Genomic DNA, 15302 nt, shown 5'->3' with positions numbered 1-15302 from the left:
AGAATAGATGAAAATATTTATTAATGCCATACTGGCGAGTTTCCTTCTGTTGACGGTATCCTGTTCAGGTAAAGAACCGATCGACGGCCCGGCCCCACCCGGCAAAGACAAAGATACCCCCGGATTTCTAACGGGCATGGAGATGAATAAGAAACTGGGACATGGTATTAATCTTGGAGGAGCTTATGAAGGACAGGCCGGTTGGCCTTATGATACAAGCCCTGAAGTTCTCCAAGGCTATATCAGCAAAATTGCCGAGCTTGGCTTTGAGCATATCCGATTCCCAATAAATTGGGAGCGCCCGGATCGTAGCAGCGAAACAGCTCCCTATAAAATTAAGCCGGAGTTTTTGGCTGAGATTAAGACTACGGTGGACTTTGCATTGAGTAAAGGCCTGCGGGTAATCATCAACATGCACAACCACGACGCCCTGATGGAAAATCCGGACGGTATGAGACCGATGTTTCGGGAACAATGGCGGCAGATTGCTAATGCTTTCAAAGATTACAGCGATTCCCTGCTATTCGAAATTCTGAATGAGCCCCATAGCAATCTGAGTATCGATAAATGGAATGACTTTTATGCGGATGCCCTTACCATTATCCGGCAGAATACTACTTCTTCGTCCAATAACAAACATCGTTGTGTACTGATCGGGGTGGCCAATTATGGTTCGGCTGATGTTCTTCGATTTCTGGAGTTCCCAGTGAATGATCCCTATACGATCCTTACGGTACATCTATATAATCCGTTCTGGTTTACACATCAGGATAACGAACAATATGTGGGAACGCCTTGGTTAGACACCGAATCGGAACGAGAAGTGATACGACGCATTACAGACTACATAGACGATTATGCGGCGTATCGCCAGATTCCGGTTCATATCGGGGAATTCGGGGCAACCGAATATGCGGATCCGCAAGATAGAATAAAATATACCGGCTTTCTGACCAAGCTTTTTACGCAGCGCGGGTATAGTTGGAGCTTTTTTAATTTTCATTATTCGTGGGGAATATATAACCTGACGACCAAACAGTACAACCAACCCTTAATAGCTGCAATCAGCGATTATAAGAAGCCTCTTCCGGCAGCTTATGTACCTGACCACAGCACCGTTCTTTACCAGAGTGATATCTCGGCTTCCGATGCCGATGGATGGAGCCTTAAGGTCAACCCGGGATCGGGATCAGCAGCTACAATGAGCACCTCCACCGGCAAAATCTCAGTGAAGATTACCGGCCCCGGACCTTATAGGGGGATCAGTCTGTCGAAATCAGGGTTATCCGTGCAACAAGGACGGCGGTATGCCCTTTCCTTTAAAACGGCTACTACTGTTCCAATACAGAAAGTACTGGGGATATTCGAGGAGGGAGGAAGTATAGTGGGTGAAGAAAGTAGTTTATATCTACGTGGAGCAACGGACACCTATTACCATGTCTTTACAGCGCAGAGCACTCAACCTAATGGCAAGATGACATTTTATTTGGGTGGTAACCCAAACGGCTCTACGGTCACTATCGAGGATATTCAATTTACCGAGTTTTATGATGATTAACTGGTGATTTCAAAATAATGACGTTTATGTATTTGCAAAAAAGAAAGATGAAAACAAAAACAATAATTTATACACTTTTATCAGCGTTGTTTCTGACGGCAATGTCTTGTTCGAGTAAAGGACCGATCGATGACCCTACCCTACCATCCGATGATGATCCTTCCAAAACGCCGACAGCGGCAGCAGCGTTGAATGCAAAATTAGGACCCGGAATCAATCTCGGGGGTGCCTATGAGGGGCAGGCGGGTTGGCCTTATGATACAAGCCCCCAGGTTGTTCAGGGTTATATCAGTGAAATTGCCCGGCTTGGCTTCAAGAACATCCGGTTCCCCATAAACTGGGAACGTCCGGATCGTAGCAAAGAAACAGCGCCTTATACTATCGAACCCGAATTTATGGAGGAGATAAAAACCACTGTGGATTTTGCATTGAGTAAAGGCCTGCGGGTAATCATCAATATGCAAAATCACGACGCCCTGGAGGAGAGTCCGGATGTCATGAAACCGATGTTCTTGGAACAATGGAGGCAGATTGCTTGGTCTTTCCGGAATTATAGTGATTCGCTGATGTTCGAGATACTAAACGAGCCTACTAACAACATAACGCCGGCAAAATGGAATACTCTTTTGACTGATGCGCTCTCGGTTATCCGGAGTACGCCGCAACCTTCCAAAAATAAGGAACGCTGTGTGCTGATCGGGACAGCCAATCACGGTGGGCCGGACGCCATCCGGCAGCTGAAAATTCCAAAGAACGACCAGTATCTGATCCTGACGGTTCACCAATATTACCCGTACTGGTTTACGCATCAGAATGCGACGCAGTATTTAGGGACACCTTGGGGTGATACAGAGTTTGAACGAGAATATCAGCGACGTTATGCGGATTATATAGATGCCTTTGCGGAGCTGAACAATATTCCTGTCCATATCGGCGAATTCGGTGCAACGGAGTTTGCAGATCCGCAAGATAGAGTAGAATATACGGGATTTCTGACCAAGCTTTTTACGCAGCGCGGGTATAGTTGGACTTTCTTTAACTATCATTATACATGGGGAATATATAATCTGAGTACCAAACAATATATTCAGCCCTTGATAGACGAGATAATGGATTATAAAAGTGCCGTACCACCGGCACATGTACCCGATCACAGTGACGTTATCTACGAGAGCAATATCACGACGTCCAATGCCGACGGGTGGAGTTTTTCGACAAATACAGGAGGAAGTGCGGCCTTGGTACGTTCTTCAAACAAGATGACTGTTAACATTGCCGATGGGGGAGATAATCCTTGGTCTGTTCAGTTGTTGCGCTATGGAGTCTCTATTAGACAGGGGCGACGTTATGTGGTTTCTTTTAAGGTATCATCCACAGTACCCATGCAGCGGCTACAAGCTGGTTTTACGGAAACAGACGGTGTAGCAAGCGAAGGTTATCTGTTCTACCCGCTTCAGGAAGTGGCCACGCATTATTTCATTTTTACAGCGCAAACGACGCAGACCAACGGAAGGTTAGCGATTTTTATGGGGACGAACCCGACGAATTCAGGCGTGACCATCGAGGATATTAAGATTACGGAATTCTATGATGATTGAGAAATAAATAATTTATACTATGAAAACGATTATTATTATCATGCTGGCGGCAGTGCTCTTACAGGGCACTTCCTGCTCGCGCGAACAGGCCATCGAAAAGTTTGCTGTTGATGAAATGCTCCCTGTTAGCGAAACATTTGCAGTTACGACGACTTTCCCGACAGGGGCTGAAATGAATGAACGGCTGGGACTGGGCATTAACCTCGGAGGTGCTTATGAAGGTCAGGTGGGGTGGTATAACACAGACCCCGATACGATCCGCCATTATATCGACGAAATCGTCGATCGCGGCTTCCATCATATCCGGCTGCCGGTGAACTGGGAGCGCCCCGACCGCATGGATCCAACAGCACCACCACAACCCTATCAAATTAAATGGGCGTTCATGTCACAGGTGAAGGCCACGGTAGACTATGCAATGAGCAAAGGGCTGCGCGTGATCCTGAACATGCACAACCACGATGCCCTGATGGCAAACCCGGACGCCAATAAAGCGATGTTCCTGGCACAATGGGAACATATTTCCTGGGCTTTCAGAGATTATTCTACGGACAGTCTACTGTTCGAGATCCTTAACGAACCGTACCAGAATATGACGCCGGCAAAGTGGAATACATTTTTATTAGATGGGCTTGCTGCCATCCGTAGTATGGGCGGCAATAGCCAGGAACGCTGTGTATTGATAGGAGTAGCCAACCAAGGTGGGCCGGATGCACTCCGACTTTTGAATTTTCCGAACAACGATCCGTATACAATCCTGACCATACACATGTATTACCCATTCTGGTTTACCCACCAGTCTGCGACACAATATACGGGAACGGTTTGGGATGACACGGACTTTGAACGTAATGTGATAAGAGGCTGGATGGATTATATAGACCTCTATGCAATGTTTCGTAATATTCCTGTCCATATCGGGGAGTTTGGAGCATCCCGAGATGCGGATGCAGCAGGAGATCGGGTAAAATATACCGAATTTCTGGCCAAACTTTTTACGCAGCATGGGTACAGCTGGACTTATTTCAACTATCATTATAAGTGGGGAATCTATAATCAGGATACCCAACAGTATAACTGGTCCTTGATAGGCGCACTATACAATTCTAATTATCCCATGCCTGCGGCACATGTACCTGCTCACAGTAGCGTCGTTTACCAGAGTAATATTACGGATACGAATAGTGATAGCTGGGGTATATGGACCCACGCTAACGCATCAGCTACGATGGATGCCCAATCCGGCAATAAGATCGAGGTCACGATTACCGATCCGGGAGATGAACTGTGGCATGTCCAGTTGTTGCGATGGGGATTGCCGATTGTAGCGGGCAGGCGTTATGCGGTTTCCTTCAAGGCGTCGGCCACGACTCTGTGGTACAAAATACAGGCGCGTTTCGAAGCCCCACAGAACACAACCAGAGGGGAGGGTCATTTGTTTTATACGAACGGATTTGGTACTTATAATATGGTTTTTACGGCGGATACCACAAGTTCGAATGGAGGACTGCTTTTTTCACTGGGAGCGAATGGCAGCCCTAACACACAGAAAGTGACCATCGGAGATATTAAGATGACAGAGTTCTATGATTGATAAAAAACAAATAAAAGTTATTTTGTTTTGCCTACTGCTCACGACAACAGTATATGCACAACAGCCCGTTTCCATCATTCCCGAACCGGTGGCCATGCAGCAGCTTTCGGGCAGCTTTGAGCTCCCGGCAAACATCGGGGTTGCTTTACCCGATGGAGACTTGGGGCACACCTTTGATCTGCTCCGATCAAAGATTACAACGGCCTGGGGGTATACGGTGAGCAAAACGAACAGTGCAAAAGCACATATCGTGCTGTCCCTGAACAGCGCCGAAAACGGGCAGCTCGGAGAAGAGGGCTATGCGCTGGCCGTGGAGAAGGACAAAGTTAACATATCGGCCAATACACCTGCCGGGCTTTTTTATGGTGTGCAGACGTTATTGCAATTATTTCCTGCGGACATAGAAAGCAATGAACCATTAGATGGCATTAAATGGCGTATTCCACTTGTCAGGATCACAGATTATCCACGTGTGGGATGGCGGGGGCTGATGCTGGATGTGTCGCGTCACTTCTTCACGGTAGATGAGGTCAAAAGGTACATCGACAACATGTCCCGCTTTAAGTACAACATCTTCCACCTGCACCTTACGGACGACGAAGGTTGGCGGGTAGAGATCAAAAGTTATCCACGGTTGACCGAAGTGGGCGCCTGGCGTGTCGGCAAAACGGGGAATTTCAATTTTATGTCCACGCCAGAACCTGATGAACCCAAGGATTACGGTGGATTCTATACGCAAGAGGACATGAAAGAGCTGGTCCGCTACGCCAAAGACCGTTTTATCAATATCCTGCCCGAGATAGACGTACCGGGACACAGCACCGCCGCGATTGTGGCTTATCCCGAGCTGTCCTGTACGGAGGGTGCCGACAAATATACCGTGCACGCCGGCCAGGGGTTTTTGGACTGGTCCAAGGGCGCACCGCCGATCGCTGCCATTGACAACACGCTCTGTCCGGCAAATGAAAAAGTGTATGAATTTATGGGTAAGGTGCTTGCTGAAATAGCGGCTTTGTTCCCTTTTGAATATATACATGTGGGGGGTGATGAGGCGCCGCACAACTTTTGGGAGAAAAACGATCAGATCAGGGCACTGATGGAAAGAGAGGGTTTAAAATCCATTCCGGAGGTGCAGTCCTATTTTGAAAAAAGAGTGGAGAAGATAGTCCACGGATTGGATAAAAAAATGATCGGCTGGGACGAACTCCTGGAGGGCGGTGTCAGCAAAACAACGGCTATCATGAGCTGGCGGAAAGGTAAGGCCGGTATCGGCGCCTCGAACAAAGGACATAAAGTGGTCTTCTCCACAAGCAATGAAGCCTACTACAACCTCATGCAGGGCGACCGGTCTACCGATCCGCCCCTGCCCTTTCCCTTGTCCATGACATTACGGTTTGTAGACGCCTACAATAAATTTGATCCTATTCCGGCCGATGCTGATGCCCGCTATGTGCTGGGCGGACAGGCCAACCTATGGACAGAGATGATATACAACAGCCGGCAGCTGGAATATATGACCTGGCCACGCGGACTGGCCATGGCTGAAAACCTTTGGTCTCCACCTGAACATAAGGACTGGAAACATTTTTCCGAAAAAGCCCAGCAATTCTTCAAGCGCTTCGATGCCGCTGAAATAAAATATTCGCGTGCCATCTACGATCCTATTGTTTCGCTTTCCAGAGCGGGCGAAAAGTACTTTGTCTCCCTAAGAACAGAAATAGAAGGCCTGGATGCTTATCTCAGCTTTGATTATTCTGAGCCGGACAATTTCTATCCCAGATACACAGGACCAATTGAAATTCCTAAAGATGCTGTCATCATGCGAGTCACGACCTACAGAGACGGAAAGCGTATCGGTAGAATGCTGAACATATCCCTTGCAGATTTGAAGAAAGAGGTTAGGTGAAAATAATCAGATTTATAGATCAACAACTTATTTTGGACGAATGAAATTTTATATGAATCGCCGGTCTGCGGTGCGTACGTTGCTGTACATCGCTGGAGGTTCGCTAATGCTTCCGTGCTGTATGCGGGAGTCCGGCAGGGCGAGCATTGCGCTGACCAACCTGTCCGTCAGCGAAGCGGACGAACAGCTACTTGCCGAACTCGTCGAGGCGCTGATCCCGGCCACGGATACACCGGGCGGCAGGGAACTGCTGCTGCATCTCTTCGTGCTGAGGATGGTTGACGACTGCCACGGCCCGGCAGAGCAGCAGGTGTTTACCGATGGGCTTGCCGCATTTTCGGGATGGTCGCAAAAAGAGCTCGGCAGACCGTTTGCGGAGGCGGCACCGGACAAGCGGACCGCGCTGCTCAGACGGATCGGAGAAAGCGGCGGGACGGATATCAGACAGTTTTTCGCCGTTACAAAAAGCAGGACCATACAGGGCTATCTGAACTCGCAGTACGTGATGACCAACTTGATAAAATACGAGCTCGTGCCGGGCCGCTATGACGGCTATGCCCCGGCAGACAGACCCCCGGCTCACGGTTAAAGACCAATGAAAGACAACATAAGATCAACAGACGGCAAAACATGGCTAACATAGCAATAGACAGCATAAAAGAACGGACATTCGATGCCATTGTCATCGGCTCCGGCGCCAGCGGCGGGTGGGCAGCAAAGGAATTCGCGGAAAAAGGGCTGAAGACCCTGGTACTGGAGCGGGGCCGTGACGTGAAGCACATACAGGACTATCCGACGACCAACCTCTATCCCTACGAGCTGGAACACCGGGGCGAGATGACCTACGAGGACAAGCAGGTCAATCCGATCGCCAACCGGTGCTACGCCTACGGCGAGGATACCGCACATTTCTTCGTAAAGGATGACGAGCATCCCTATATCCAGGACAAGGAATTCGACTGGATAAGGGGCTATCAGGTCGGTGGGAAGAGCCTGCTCTGGGCCCGGCAGACGCAGCGGTGGAGCGACCACGACTTTGAAGGACCTGCACGGGACGGCTTTGCGGTGGACTGGCCCATCCGGTACCGGGACATCGCGCCTTGGTACAGCTACGTGGAGCGTTTCGTCGGGATTGCCGGCAACAGTGACGGCCTGGCTACGCTGCCCGATGGGGAGTTCCTTCCCGCCTATCCGCTCAATGCCGTGGAAGACCATTTCCGCAGGTCGGTGGACCGGCATTTCAGCGGGAGGCACATCATCAGTGCGCGTTGCGCCCATTTGTCGCAGCCACAGCCTGTCCACCTCCAGCAGGGGCGCGTGCAGTGCCAGAACCGCCTGCTGTGCCGGCGCGGGTGTCCGTTCGGCGGATATTTCAGCAGCAACTCCTCGACGCTGCCCTGGGCCCTGAAGACCGGCAACCTCACGCTGCGACCGTTTTCGGTGGTACACTCCATCCTGTACGACCAGGAAAGCGGAAAGGCCACCGGTGTCCGGGTAATCGATGCAAACACTGGCGGGGAACTGGAGTTCTACGCTAAGGTCATCTTCGTCAATGCCTCTGCGCTGAACACCAACCTCATCCTGCTCAACTCCACGTCCGGGCGCTTCCCGGACGGTCTGGGCAACGACAGCGGCCTGCTGGGGAAATACGTCGCGTTCCATAATTATACGGCCCAGATCACGGCGCAGTATGACGGCCTGCTGCAGTACAGGACTGACGGGCGGAACCCCGCTGGGGGCGGCTATATCCCCAATTTCCGGAACGTGCACCGCCAGGAGACCGGCTTCCTGCGGGGATGGGCAGCGGCCGTCGGCGCAGGCCGGTACGAGCGGCGCAGCCGGGACGGCGTGGGCCATGAGCTGAAGGACGGGCTACTGCATGCGACACTGGGCAACTGGGGTATACATTCGCACATGATGGCGGAGACCATCCCGAAAGCGAGCAACCGCGTCTGGCTGGATGCCCAGAAGCGGGACCAGTGGGGCGTGCCGCTCCTACATATCTCCGTAGACTATGCCGAGGATGACTGGCAGCGGCGTCAGGACTACTATGAGCAGATGACCGCCATGTACGAGGCAGCAGGTTTCACGAATATCAGGACGAAGGATACCCCGCGCCGTCCGGGCAATGATGTACACGAGATGGGCGGTGTACGCATGGGCCATGACCCGAAGACATCGCTGCTGAACAGCTGGAACCAGCTGCACCTGTGCAGAAACGTCTATGTCACCGACGGTGCCTGCATGACCTCTACGGCGACGCAGAATCCCACGCTTACCTATATGGCTTTTACGGCGCGGGCAGTCGACCATGCGGTGCGTGAGCTGAAGCGGGGGGATTTATAGTATGTACAACGGACAATATGGAAAGAACAGCTTTATGAACGGACTGTCTAAGGGGTTGTGTTCCCTGTTTTTTGCTGCTGTGTTGCTGTGCAGCTGCTCATCGCCGGTAAGGAACGAAGAATGGCTTACTTCCACTGGGGGCAACCCGGGCCAGCGCTACGTTCGTGGCGGTGATATCACGTTGGACAACGTGCAGGAACTGCAGGTTGCCTGGGAATATGACACGGGGGACAGCCTTGCCAAGGGCTCTACGATCCCGACCACGCCGCTGATGGTAGAGGGCGTGCTTTACGGTGTTTCGGCGGATCAGCGTCTTTTTGCGCTCGATGCGTCCACGGGAGAGGAACTCTGGGTGTTCACTCCTCCGGATCCGTCCTCGCGTGGCTCCATCCGCGGCATTTCCTACTGGGAGAACGGTTCGGGCGGAGAAGGACGTATCTTCTACTCCACGGGTCCCAAGCTGTATGCGGTGGATACGGGTACAGGAGCGGCAATAGCCGCCTTCGGCAAAGGGGGATACATCGACCTGCGGGAGCAGATGGACGGGCCTTACGAAAACGCATGGATGTCGGGGAACGCTGCGCCGATATTATACAAAGACCTGCTGATCACGGGGATGCGGGTGAGCGAGGGTGCGGATGCCGCCCCGGGGCATATCCGTGCCTTTGATGTGCATACGGGCAATAGGCGATGGATATTCCACACCATTCCGCACCCGGGAGAGAAAGGCTACGATACCTGGGCGGACGGTGACGCCTGGCAGCGCGTGGGCGGGGCGAACAACTGGGCGGGGATGGCCCTTGACGAGGAACGGGGGATCGTTTATGTCCCGCTGGGCTCGGTAACACCGGACTTCTACGGGAAGCGCCGCCGGGGCTCCAACCTGTTTGCCAACTGCCTGCTGGCGCTGGATGCCGGTACGGGCAGCTACCTGTGGCACTACCAGACGGTACGGCACGACCTGTGGGACCGGGACCTTCCTGCCTACCCGAACCTTGTCACCCTGCACATGGACGGCAGGCGGGTGGATGCGGTGGCACAGATCACCAAGTCGGGGCATATCTTTGTGTTCGACCGGGAGACGGGAGAACCCGTGTTTCCCATCGAAGAAGTCCGTGTACCGGCCTCTGACCTTCCGGGGGAGGAGGCGTGGCCCGTGCAGCCCGTTCCTGTGCTTCCGGAGCCGTTCTCGCGTCAGCGCTTCGGCCCGGAGGATCTGAGCGACCGTACGCCGGAGATCCACCGGGAGCTGCTGGAGGAATACCGCCTTTACCGGAACGAAGGAGAGTTCGCCCCGCCAAGCCTTCAGGGGTCGTGGCTTTTCCCGGGCTTCGACGGCGGGGGCCAGTGGAGCGGGGCCGCGGTAGACCCCGAAAGCGGGGTCCTATACGTGGGCAGCACAGAGCTTCCCTGGCGTCTGCAGATGATACCGAACCCTGCGCTACAGGCAAGCAGCGCGACCACGCTTAAAGGTCAGGGTGCCGAGATCTACCGGCAGCGCTGCGCTTCGTGCCACGGGAGCAACAGGGAGGGCATCCCTCCTGCTTTCCCGTCGCTGCAGGGCCTGAAAGCGCGGTTTACGGAACAACAGGCCAGACAGGTGATCAGGAACGGGCGGAACATGATGCCTGCCTTCAAAGGGGTGCTCACTGATACGGATCTGGAAGCATTGCTGGCCTACCTGCTGGAACTGGAGGACAAGGAGGCCGCGCCGGTACGGTCAGCGGGAGAACCCGCTGCCGTACACCGGGATTCGGTACCGGAATATATACTGAACGGCTACAGGCGTTTCCTTGACCGGGACGGCTACCCGGGTATTAAACCTCCGTGGGGCACGCTGAATGCGGTCGACCTGAACAGCGGGAGGCTGCTGTGGAAGGTTCCGCTGGGCAATTTCGAAGAGCTGGGTATGGATGAGGATACGGGTACGGAGGTATACGGCGGTCCTGTTGTGACAAGGAGCGGTCTGGTATTCATCGCGGGCACGCAGGACGAGAAGATCCGTGCCTTTGACAAGCGTACGGGGGAGGTACTGTGGGAGCATAAGCTGCCGGCAGCGGGCTTTGCCTCCCCTGCGGTCTATACGATAGATGGGAAGCAGTATGTGGTGATCGCGGCAGGCGGGGGCAAGCTGGGCATGCGCTCGGGCAGTAAGTACATCGCTTTCAGTTTGCCGTGATCGGTTTGCTACAGTCCGTCGTTCAACCTGTTTTAGTGTTAGAGTTAACTCTTGTGCTTTATATTAGGGGTTATATCGGGCACGAGTTGGCTCCTTTAGATGACTACAATACGGATACAGAATTGAAATAGCCATATATTGAATTAAAAAAAGATTAGTATGAAAAATATTAAAAATACATTACCTTTTTTAGTTGTTATTTTTTTCGTAGCGGGGTGTGCTACATCCTCCCGAACTAAGACCTCTTCTTCTCATCCCGAGGAGTCTCTGGGCTGGCATCTGGGATCGCAGGCCTATACGTTTAAGAATTTTACCTTTACCGAAGCACTGGATAAAATCGATAGCTGTGGACTTCGGTATGTAGAAGCCTATTCAGGGCAGGAAATAGGTGGAGGTATCGATGAAAAGATGGGCCCCCGCATGTCAGAGCGCAGTAAACAATATGTCCGTGCCCTGTTGAAGAAGAAAAATATCACACTGGAAGCTTATGGCGTGGTCTATGCGAAGAATGATGCCGAATGGGAGGAAATATTTGCCTTCGCCAAGAGTATGGGCGTTAAAACCATCACGTGCGAACCTACTCCGCAGTCGCTGGACCAGGTCTCCAGGCTGTGCGATAAATATGACATCAGGGCGGCCATCCACAACCATCCGGACCCGTCCCGTTATTGGAATCCCGAAACTGTCCTACAGTCTATCAAAGGTAGGAGTACGAGGATGGGTGCAGCGGCAGATATAGGCCACTGGGTACGCTCGGGACTGGATCCTATCGAATGCCTGAAAAAGCTGGAAGGACGGATTTACCATCTGCATTTCAAGGACCTGAATGAGAGGAACAACAAAAAGGCCCATGACGTGCATTGGGGAACAGGAGTCAATAATATTCCGGGGGTTTTGGCCGAACTGAAGCGTCAGGGTTTCAAAGGAATGATATCTGCTGAATATGAATACAATTGGGATAATAGTGTCCCTGATGTCACGCAGAGTGTGATCAATTTCCGCGAAATGGTCAGATCGTTGAGGTAGTGAAGGATTTGTGACACCTAAACAGCATACCGCTGAAATATTGCGATCGGGCAACAGATACATCGCGTTCAGTTTGCCGTGAGAAGTATTGCTGTACTACTTTTGGCAGAATTCGATCGTAGTTTACTTCTTGTGATTAATATGGATAATCCTCTTTAGTTTCGGTCAGCCAATTTTTTATATTGTCCATGATGGCTGAAGTCTGCGGAGAGGTAATTCCACGCTCTACATCGTTTGTAAAACCTATTTCCCTCAGCCTTTCTTCCAGCTGTTGCCGTTGGGTGTAATTAAGTATCTCGACGATGACATCAATATCTTCTGTCGGCCTGACTTCAAGGACAGGCCGATCGGCATATAAAGATATTGTTGCACCTCCTACGAAAACGACAAGTTCACGTAACTCTTGCAGAGCTTTATTTACCGCCTTGATCCGTACTGTGTTAGTATGATTTGACACGAGCTAATAATTCCTCTTTCAGCGCCTCTTCTGCAATGGCCTTCTCTCTAAGCCTGCCTACCCTGATCACATCCAGCAATGCCAACAACCGATACAGCTCTTCATCTTCCTGTATAGCTTTCACTTGGTTGGCATAGAATGGTTCTATGGCTTGTCCCGAGACCGATCCGGAAGAAGATGGCCACACATAGGCCTGTTCGCTACTCATAAATGACTGCATAAATGGATGAGAATGCGCTGTCGGTATACCTCTTGTCAGTATTCCTGGCTGAGCAGGAAATACATATTTCATACCGTGTAAAAGAAAATCGATCAGGTTACCCCGTTGGACATGGCGCTTTTCAAAATCGATCAGATAGGCATAAAGGCTTCTTTCCAACGATTCCGACACCTCTGAATTACTAATATGTAGGGAGTTGGCTAAATCTTTCAGTTGCCAGTTTTCGCCATCCATGGTTACAATCTTGAGTAAGATAACCATATCCTGTGGTCTCATGCCATTGTGCTTACGCCTCATGACACAAAGATAAAGAATGTTTTGTGATTTGCAAATCGCGAATTGCAAAACAAAATCAGGGTTTCAAGGGGATGATAGCTGCTGAATATGAATACAATTGGGATAATAGTGTCCCTGATGTCACGCAGAGTGTGATCAATTTCCGCGAAATGGTCAGATCGCTGAGGTAATGAGGCAAAGACCGCCCCGTAAGAATAGAGGACTGCCTTTTACTTTTCAAAAATATTTTGAAAAAAACAGTAGTGAGTCCCGGATATGCTTTTGCCAGTAAGGCCATTCATGTCCTCCCTCACGTTCTTCATATTCGTGGGGGATACCGGCTTCAAGCAATTGATGATGCAATAGACGATTTTCATCCAAAAGGGTATCCAAAAGCCCACAATCAAAACGTATAAAGGGCAATTGGTGCTTATGCTTCATGATGGTCAAAAAAACACTGTTATCTTTTGCTTCCTTTTGTAACAGGCCATTAACCTCTTCTTCTACAAAGAGTTCCATCTGTGCAAGGTGTGTAAGGGAAGAATGAGCAGCAACCGCCGAAAACTGGCCGGCGTATCTTGTTCCGATCTTTAGGGCACCAAAACCTCCCATGGATAAACCTCCAATAAATAGCCGGGACGACGTACGGACTGACGGTATACATTTTTGTACCGCAGCTGGTACATCTTCGGCGATCCATTTTTCAAAATCCAGACCATCGTGCGGTATATACCCGGATCCATCTCCCCATAATCCATCGGAAGGCATCGCGATGACCGCGGGAGGTATTTTTTTTTGCTGCATCATCTCCAATGCGGTAATATGCACTCCCCCATTTAATGTCCAGCTCCAGGAACTTCCGTACACGCCATGCAGCAAAATAATCAAAGGACAGTCCTTTACTGTCTCGAGAAACGGCGGTACGAAAACACAAATGTCCCCCCGACCTTTCAAATGGCGACTTTTTACCGTAATGTACCTCAAACAGCTGTTTTCAAACTGTGGCTCCGATATTTCTATAGTTCTGAATAATTCCATTTATACAAATTCAATCACGCCTTTTGCATTCTTACCTTGCAGCAGATCATCGAAAGCCTGTGGTAATTGAGAAAGTGAGTAGGTTCTCGTGACAAGTTCATCCAGAAAGAGTTCTTTCTTTTCGTAATGATCGATAATCGCCGGAAAATCTATCGCGGGCCTACACTTGCCATATAAGGGATTCATATAAATTTTATCCCACTCAAACAGATTCATATCGATATTGATTTCCTGTTCGATGCCACTCACCTGTATAGCTGTTCCCCCGTTTCTGACCATCGCCAGCGGCGCGGCTCCTAGTGCAGGGATTGCCGTACATTCAAAAGCATAATCTGCTCCCCTTCCGCCCAATAGATCTTTTACTTTTTTTGCCGCATCCAACAGCAGTGTGTCTTTTTTTGACGCCGTGATCGTATGCGTGGCTCCCATTTTCTTTGCCATAGCAAAGCGTTTTTCAAGAATATCAATCACGATGATTTTTCCTGCTTTAGCCAGACGCGCACCCTGTATGACATTAAGCCCCACACCTCCTGCACCGATGACGACGACCGTGGATCCTTCCGTCACCTTTGCCGCATTCATCACGGAACCGTAGCCGGTCATCACGCCACAACCAATAATGGCCGCAGCCGTAAAGGGCATATTTAACGCGTGGTTTTTGACCACGGCAGCTTCTTTGACTAAGGTATATTCGGAGAGCGTACCCAAATGAAAGGCACGACTGATAGGACGTTGTCTCCACATGGTTCCACCCTCATGTGCTGATCCCGCGCCGACACCGGTGACCGGGGAATTATTTTCACAGATATTCGGATTGCCGGTTTTACACTGAAAACAAAAACCACAGGGAATGGCCCAATTCAGAAGCACATGATCCCCTTCTGAAAGATGCTGTACATTTCTCCCCACTGCCACGACTATGCCGGCTCCCTCGTGCCCCAGAATCATTTCCCGGCCCCACTGCAATGAATCGTAATCGGTGTGACAAAGTCCGGCAGCCTTTATCTGCACCAGAACTTCATCGGCCGCAGGCTGATCCACCTCAACCGCTTCCATAGAAAAGTGACCCTTACCATCCGTTATGGCCGCGTACCCTTTCGTCAT

General features: G+C 50.8%; 12 protein-coding genes. 8 read left to right on the top strand and 4 right to left on the bottom strand.

Going from position 1 to position 15302, the window contains the following annotated elements:
- The first annotated feature begins 7 nt into the window (after nucleotides 1–7).
- From G5B30_RS04145 to G5B30_RS04110, 8 genes are all read left to right on the top strand, one after another.
- Nucleotides 8–1558 carry a cellulase family glycosylhydrolase gene (locus tag G5B30_RS04145; RefSeq protein WP_165318692.1) on the top strand — a complete coding sequence of 517 codons (1551 nt, stop codon included), beginning with the start codon at nucleotides 8–10 and terminating at the stop codon, nucleotides 1556–1558.
- Nucleotides 1559–1605: 47 nt separating this feature from the next.
- Nucleotides 1606–3156 carry a cellulase family glycosylhydrolase gene (locus G5B30_RS04140; protein WP_165318691.1) on the top strand — a complete coding sequence of 517 codons (1551 nt, stop codon included), beginning with the start codon at nucleotides 1606–1608 and terminating at the stop codon, nucleotides 3154–3156.
- Between the two features lie 19 nt (nucleotides 3157–3175).
- Nucleotides 3176–4750, top strand: a complete 1575-nt coding sequence (locus G5B30_RS04135; protein WP_165318690.1) for a glycoside hydrolase family 5 protein — start codon at nucleotides 3176–3178, stop codon at nucleotides 4748–4750.
- Nucleotides 4743–6656, top strand: coding sequence for a beta-N-acetylhexosaminidase (locus G5B30_RS04130; protein WP_165318689.1), 1914 nt, complete (start codon nucleotides 4743–4745; stop codon nucleotides 6654–6656). Before G5B30_RS04135 ends, G5B30_RS04130 begins: the two co-directional genes overlap by 8 nt.
- A 121-nt stretch (nucleotides 6657–6777) precedes the next feature.
- A complete protein-coding gene (locus G5B30_RS04125) occupies nucleotides 6778–7245 on the top strand; it encodes a gluconate 2-dehydrogenase subunit 3 family protein (RefSeq protein WP_240903090.1) in 468 nt (155 codons plus the stop codon).
- A 41-nt stretch (nucleotides 7246–7286) separates the two neighbouring features.
- Nucleotides 7287–9002 carry a GMC oxidoreductase gene (locus G5B30_RS04120; protein WP_165318688.1) on the top strand — a complete coding sequence of 572 codons (1716 nt, stop codon included), beginning with the start codon at nucleotides 7287–7289 and terminating at the stop codon, nucleotides 9000–9002.
- 1 nt (nucleotide 9003) lies between these two features.
- Nucleotides 9004–11181, top strand: coding sequence for a PQQ-binding-like beta-propeller repeat protein (locus G5B30_RS04115; protein ID WP_206367005.1), 2178 nt, complete (start codon nucleotides 9004–9006; stop codon nucleotides 11179–11181).
- A 159-nt stretch (nucleotides 11182–11340) separates the two neighbouring features.
- Nucleotides 11341–12207, top strand: a complete 867-nt coding sequence (locus tag G5B30_RS04110) for a sugar phosphate isomerase/epimerase family protein (RefSeq protein WP_165318687.1) — start codon at nucleotides 11341–11343, stop codon at nucleotides 12205–12207.
- Between the two features lie 136 nt (nucleotides 12208–12343).
- On the opposite strand, the gene G5B30_RS04105 is transcribed toward G5B30_RS04110, so the two are convergent.
- From G5B30_RS04105 to G5B30_RS04090, 4 genes are all read right to left on the bottom strand, one after another.
- Nucleotides 12344–12664: a nucleotidyl transferase AbiEii/AbiGii toxin family protein gene (locus tag G5B30_RS04105; RefSeq protein ID WP_165318686.1), complete on the bottom strand. Its 321-nt coding sequence runs from the start codon at nucleotides 12662–12664 to the stop codon at nucleotides 12344–12346.
- Nucleotides 12648–13181 (bottom strand): hypothetical protein, encoded by a 534-nt coding sequence (locus G5B30_RS04100; RefSeq protein WP_165318685.1) that lies wholly within the window; start codon nucleotides 13179–13181, stop codon nucleotides 12648–12650. The genes G5B30_RS04105 and G5B30_RS04100 overlap by 17 nt, the downstream gene beginning before the upstream one ends.
- Before the next feature lie 216 nt (nucleotides 13182–13397).
- Nucleotides 13398–14198, bottom strand: coding sequence for an alpha/beta hydrolase (locus G5B30_RS04095; RefSeq protein ID WP_165318684.1), 801 nt, complete (start codon nucleotides 14196–14198; stop codon nucleotides 13398–13400).
- The gene (locus tag G5B30_RS04090) at nucleotides 14199–15302 is read right to left on the bottom strand and encodes an alcohol dehydrogenase catalytic domain-containing protein (RefSeq protein ID WP_165318683.1); all 1104 of its coding nucleotides are present in this window, start codon (nucleotides 15300–15302) and stop codon (nucleotides 14199–14201) included. It lies immediately after the preceding gene.

This window comes from Sphingobacterium sp. SGG-5, from assembly GCF_011043525.1.
In the GTDB taxonomy this organism is placed as follows: Bacteria; Bacteroidota; Bacteroidia; order Sphingobacteriales; family Sphingobacteriaceae; genus Sphingobacterium.
Note: the sequence above shows the minus strand (reverse complement) of the source record. Positions and strands in the feature narration are given on the sequence as shown.

Bases quoted from the DNA above. Each gene is read 5' to 3' on its own strand.
- G5B30_RS04145 (WP_165318692.1), top strand. From the start codon at position 8: ATGAAAATATTTATTAATGCCATACTGGCGAGTTTCCTTCTGTTGACG.
- G5B30_RS04140 (WP_165318691.1), top strand. From the start codon at position 1,606: ATGAAAACAAAAACAATAATTTATACACTTTTATCAGCGTTGTTTCTG.
- G5B30_RS04135 (WP_165318690.1), top strand. From the start codon at position 3,176: ATGAAAACGATTATTATTATCATGCTGGCGGCAGTGCTCTTACAGGGC.
- G5B30_RS04130 (WP_165318689.1), top strand. From the start codon at position 4,743: ATGATTGATAAAAAACAAATAAAAGTTATTTTGTTTTGCCTACTGCTC.
- G5B30_RS04125 (WP_240903090.1), top strand. From the start codon at position 6,778: ATGCGGGAGTCCGGCAGGGCGAGCATTGCGCTGACCAACCTGTCCGTC.
- G5B30_RS04120 (WP_165318688.1), top strand. From the start codon at position 7,287: ATGGCTAACATAGCAATAGACAGCATAAAAGAACGGACATTCGATGCC.
- G5B30_RS04115 (WP_206367005.1), top strand. From the start codon at position 9,004: ATGTACAACGGACAATATGGAAAGAACAGCTTTATGAACGGACTGTCT.
- G5B30_RS04110 (WP_165318687.1), top strand. From the start codon at position 11,341: ATGAAAAATATTAAAAATACATTACCTTTTTTAGTTGTTATTTTTTTC.
- G5B30_RS04100 (WP_165318685.1), bottom strand. From the start codon at position 13,181: ATGAGGCGTAAGCACAATGGCATGAGACCACAGGATATGGTTATCTTA.
- G5B30_RS04095 (WP_165318684.1), bottom strand. From the start codon at position 14,198: ATGGAATTATTCAGAACTATAGAAATATCGGAGCCACAGTTTGAAAAC.
- G5B30_RS04090 (WP_165318683.1), bottom strand. From the start codon at position 15,302: ATGACGAAAGGGTACGCGGCCATAACGGATGGTAAGGGTCACTTTTCT.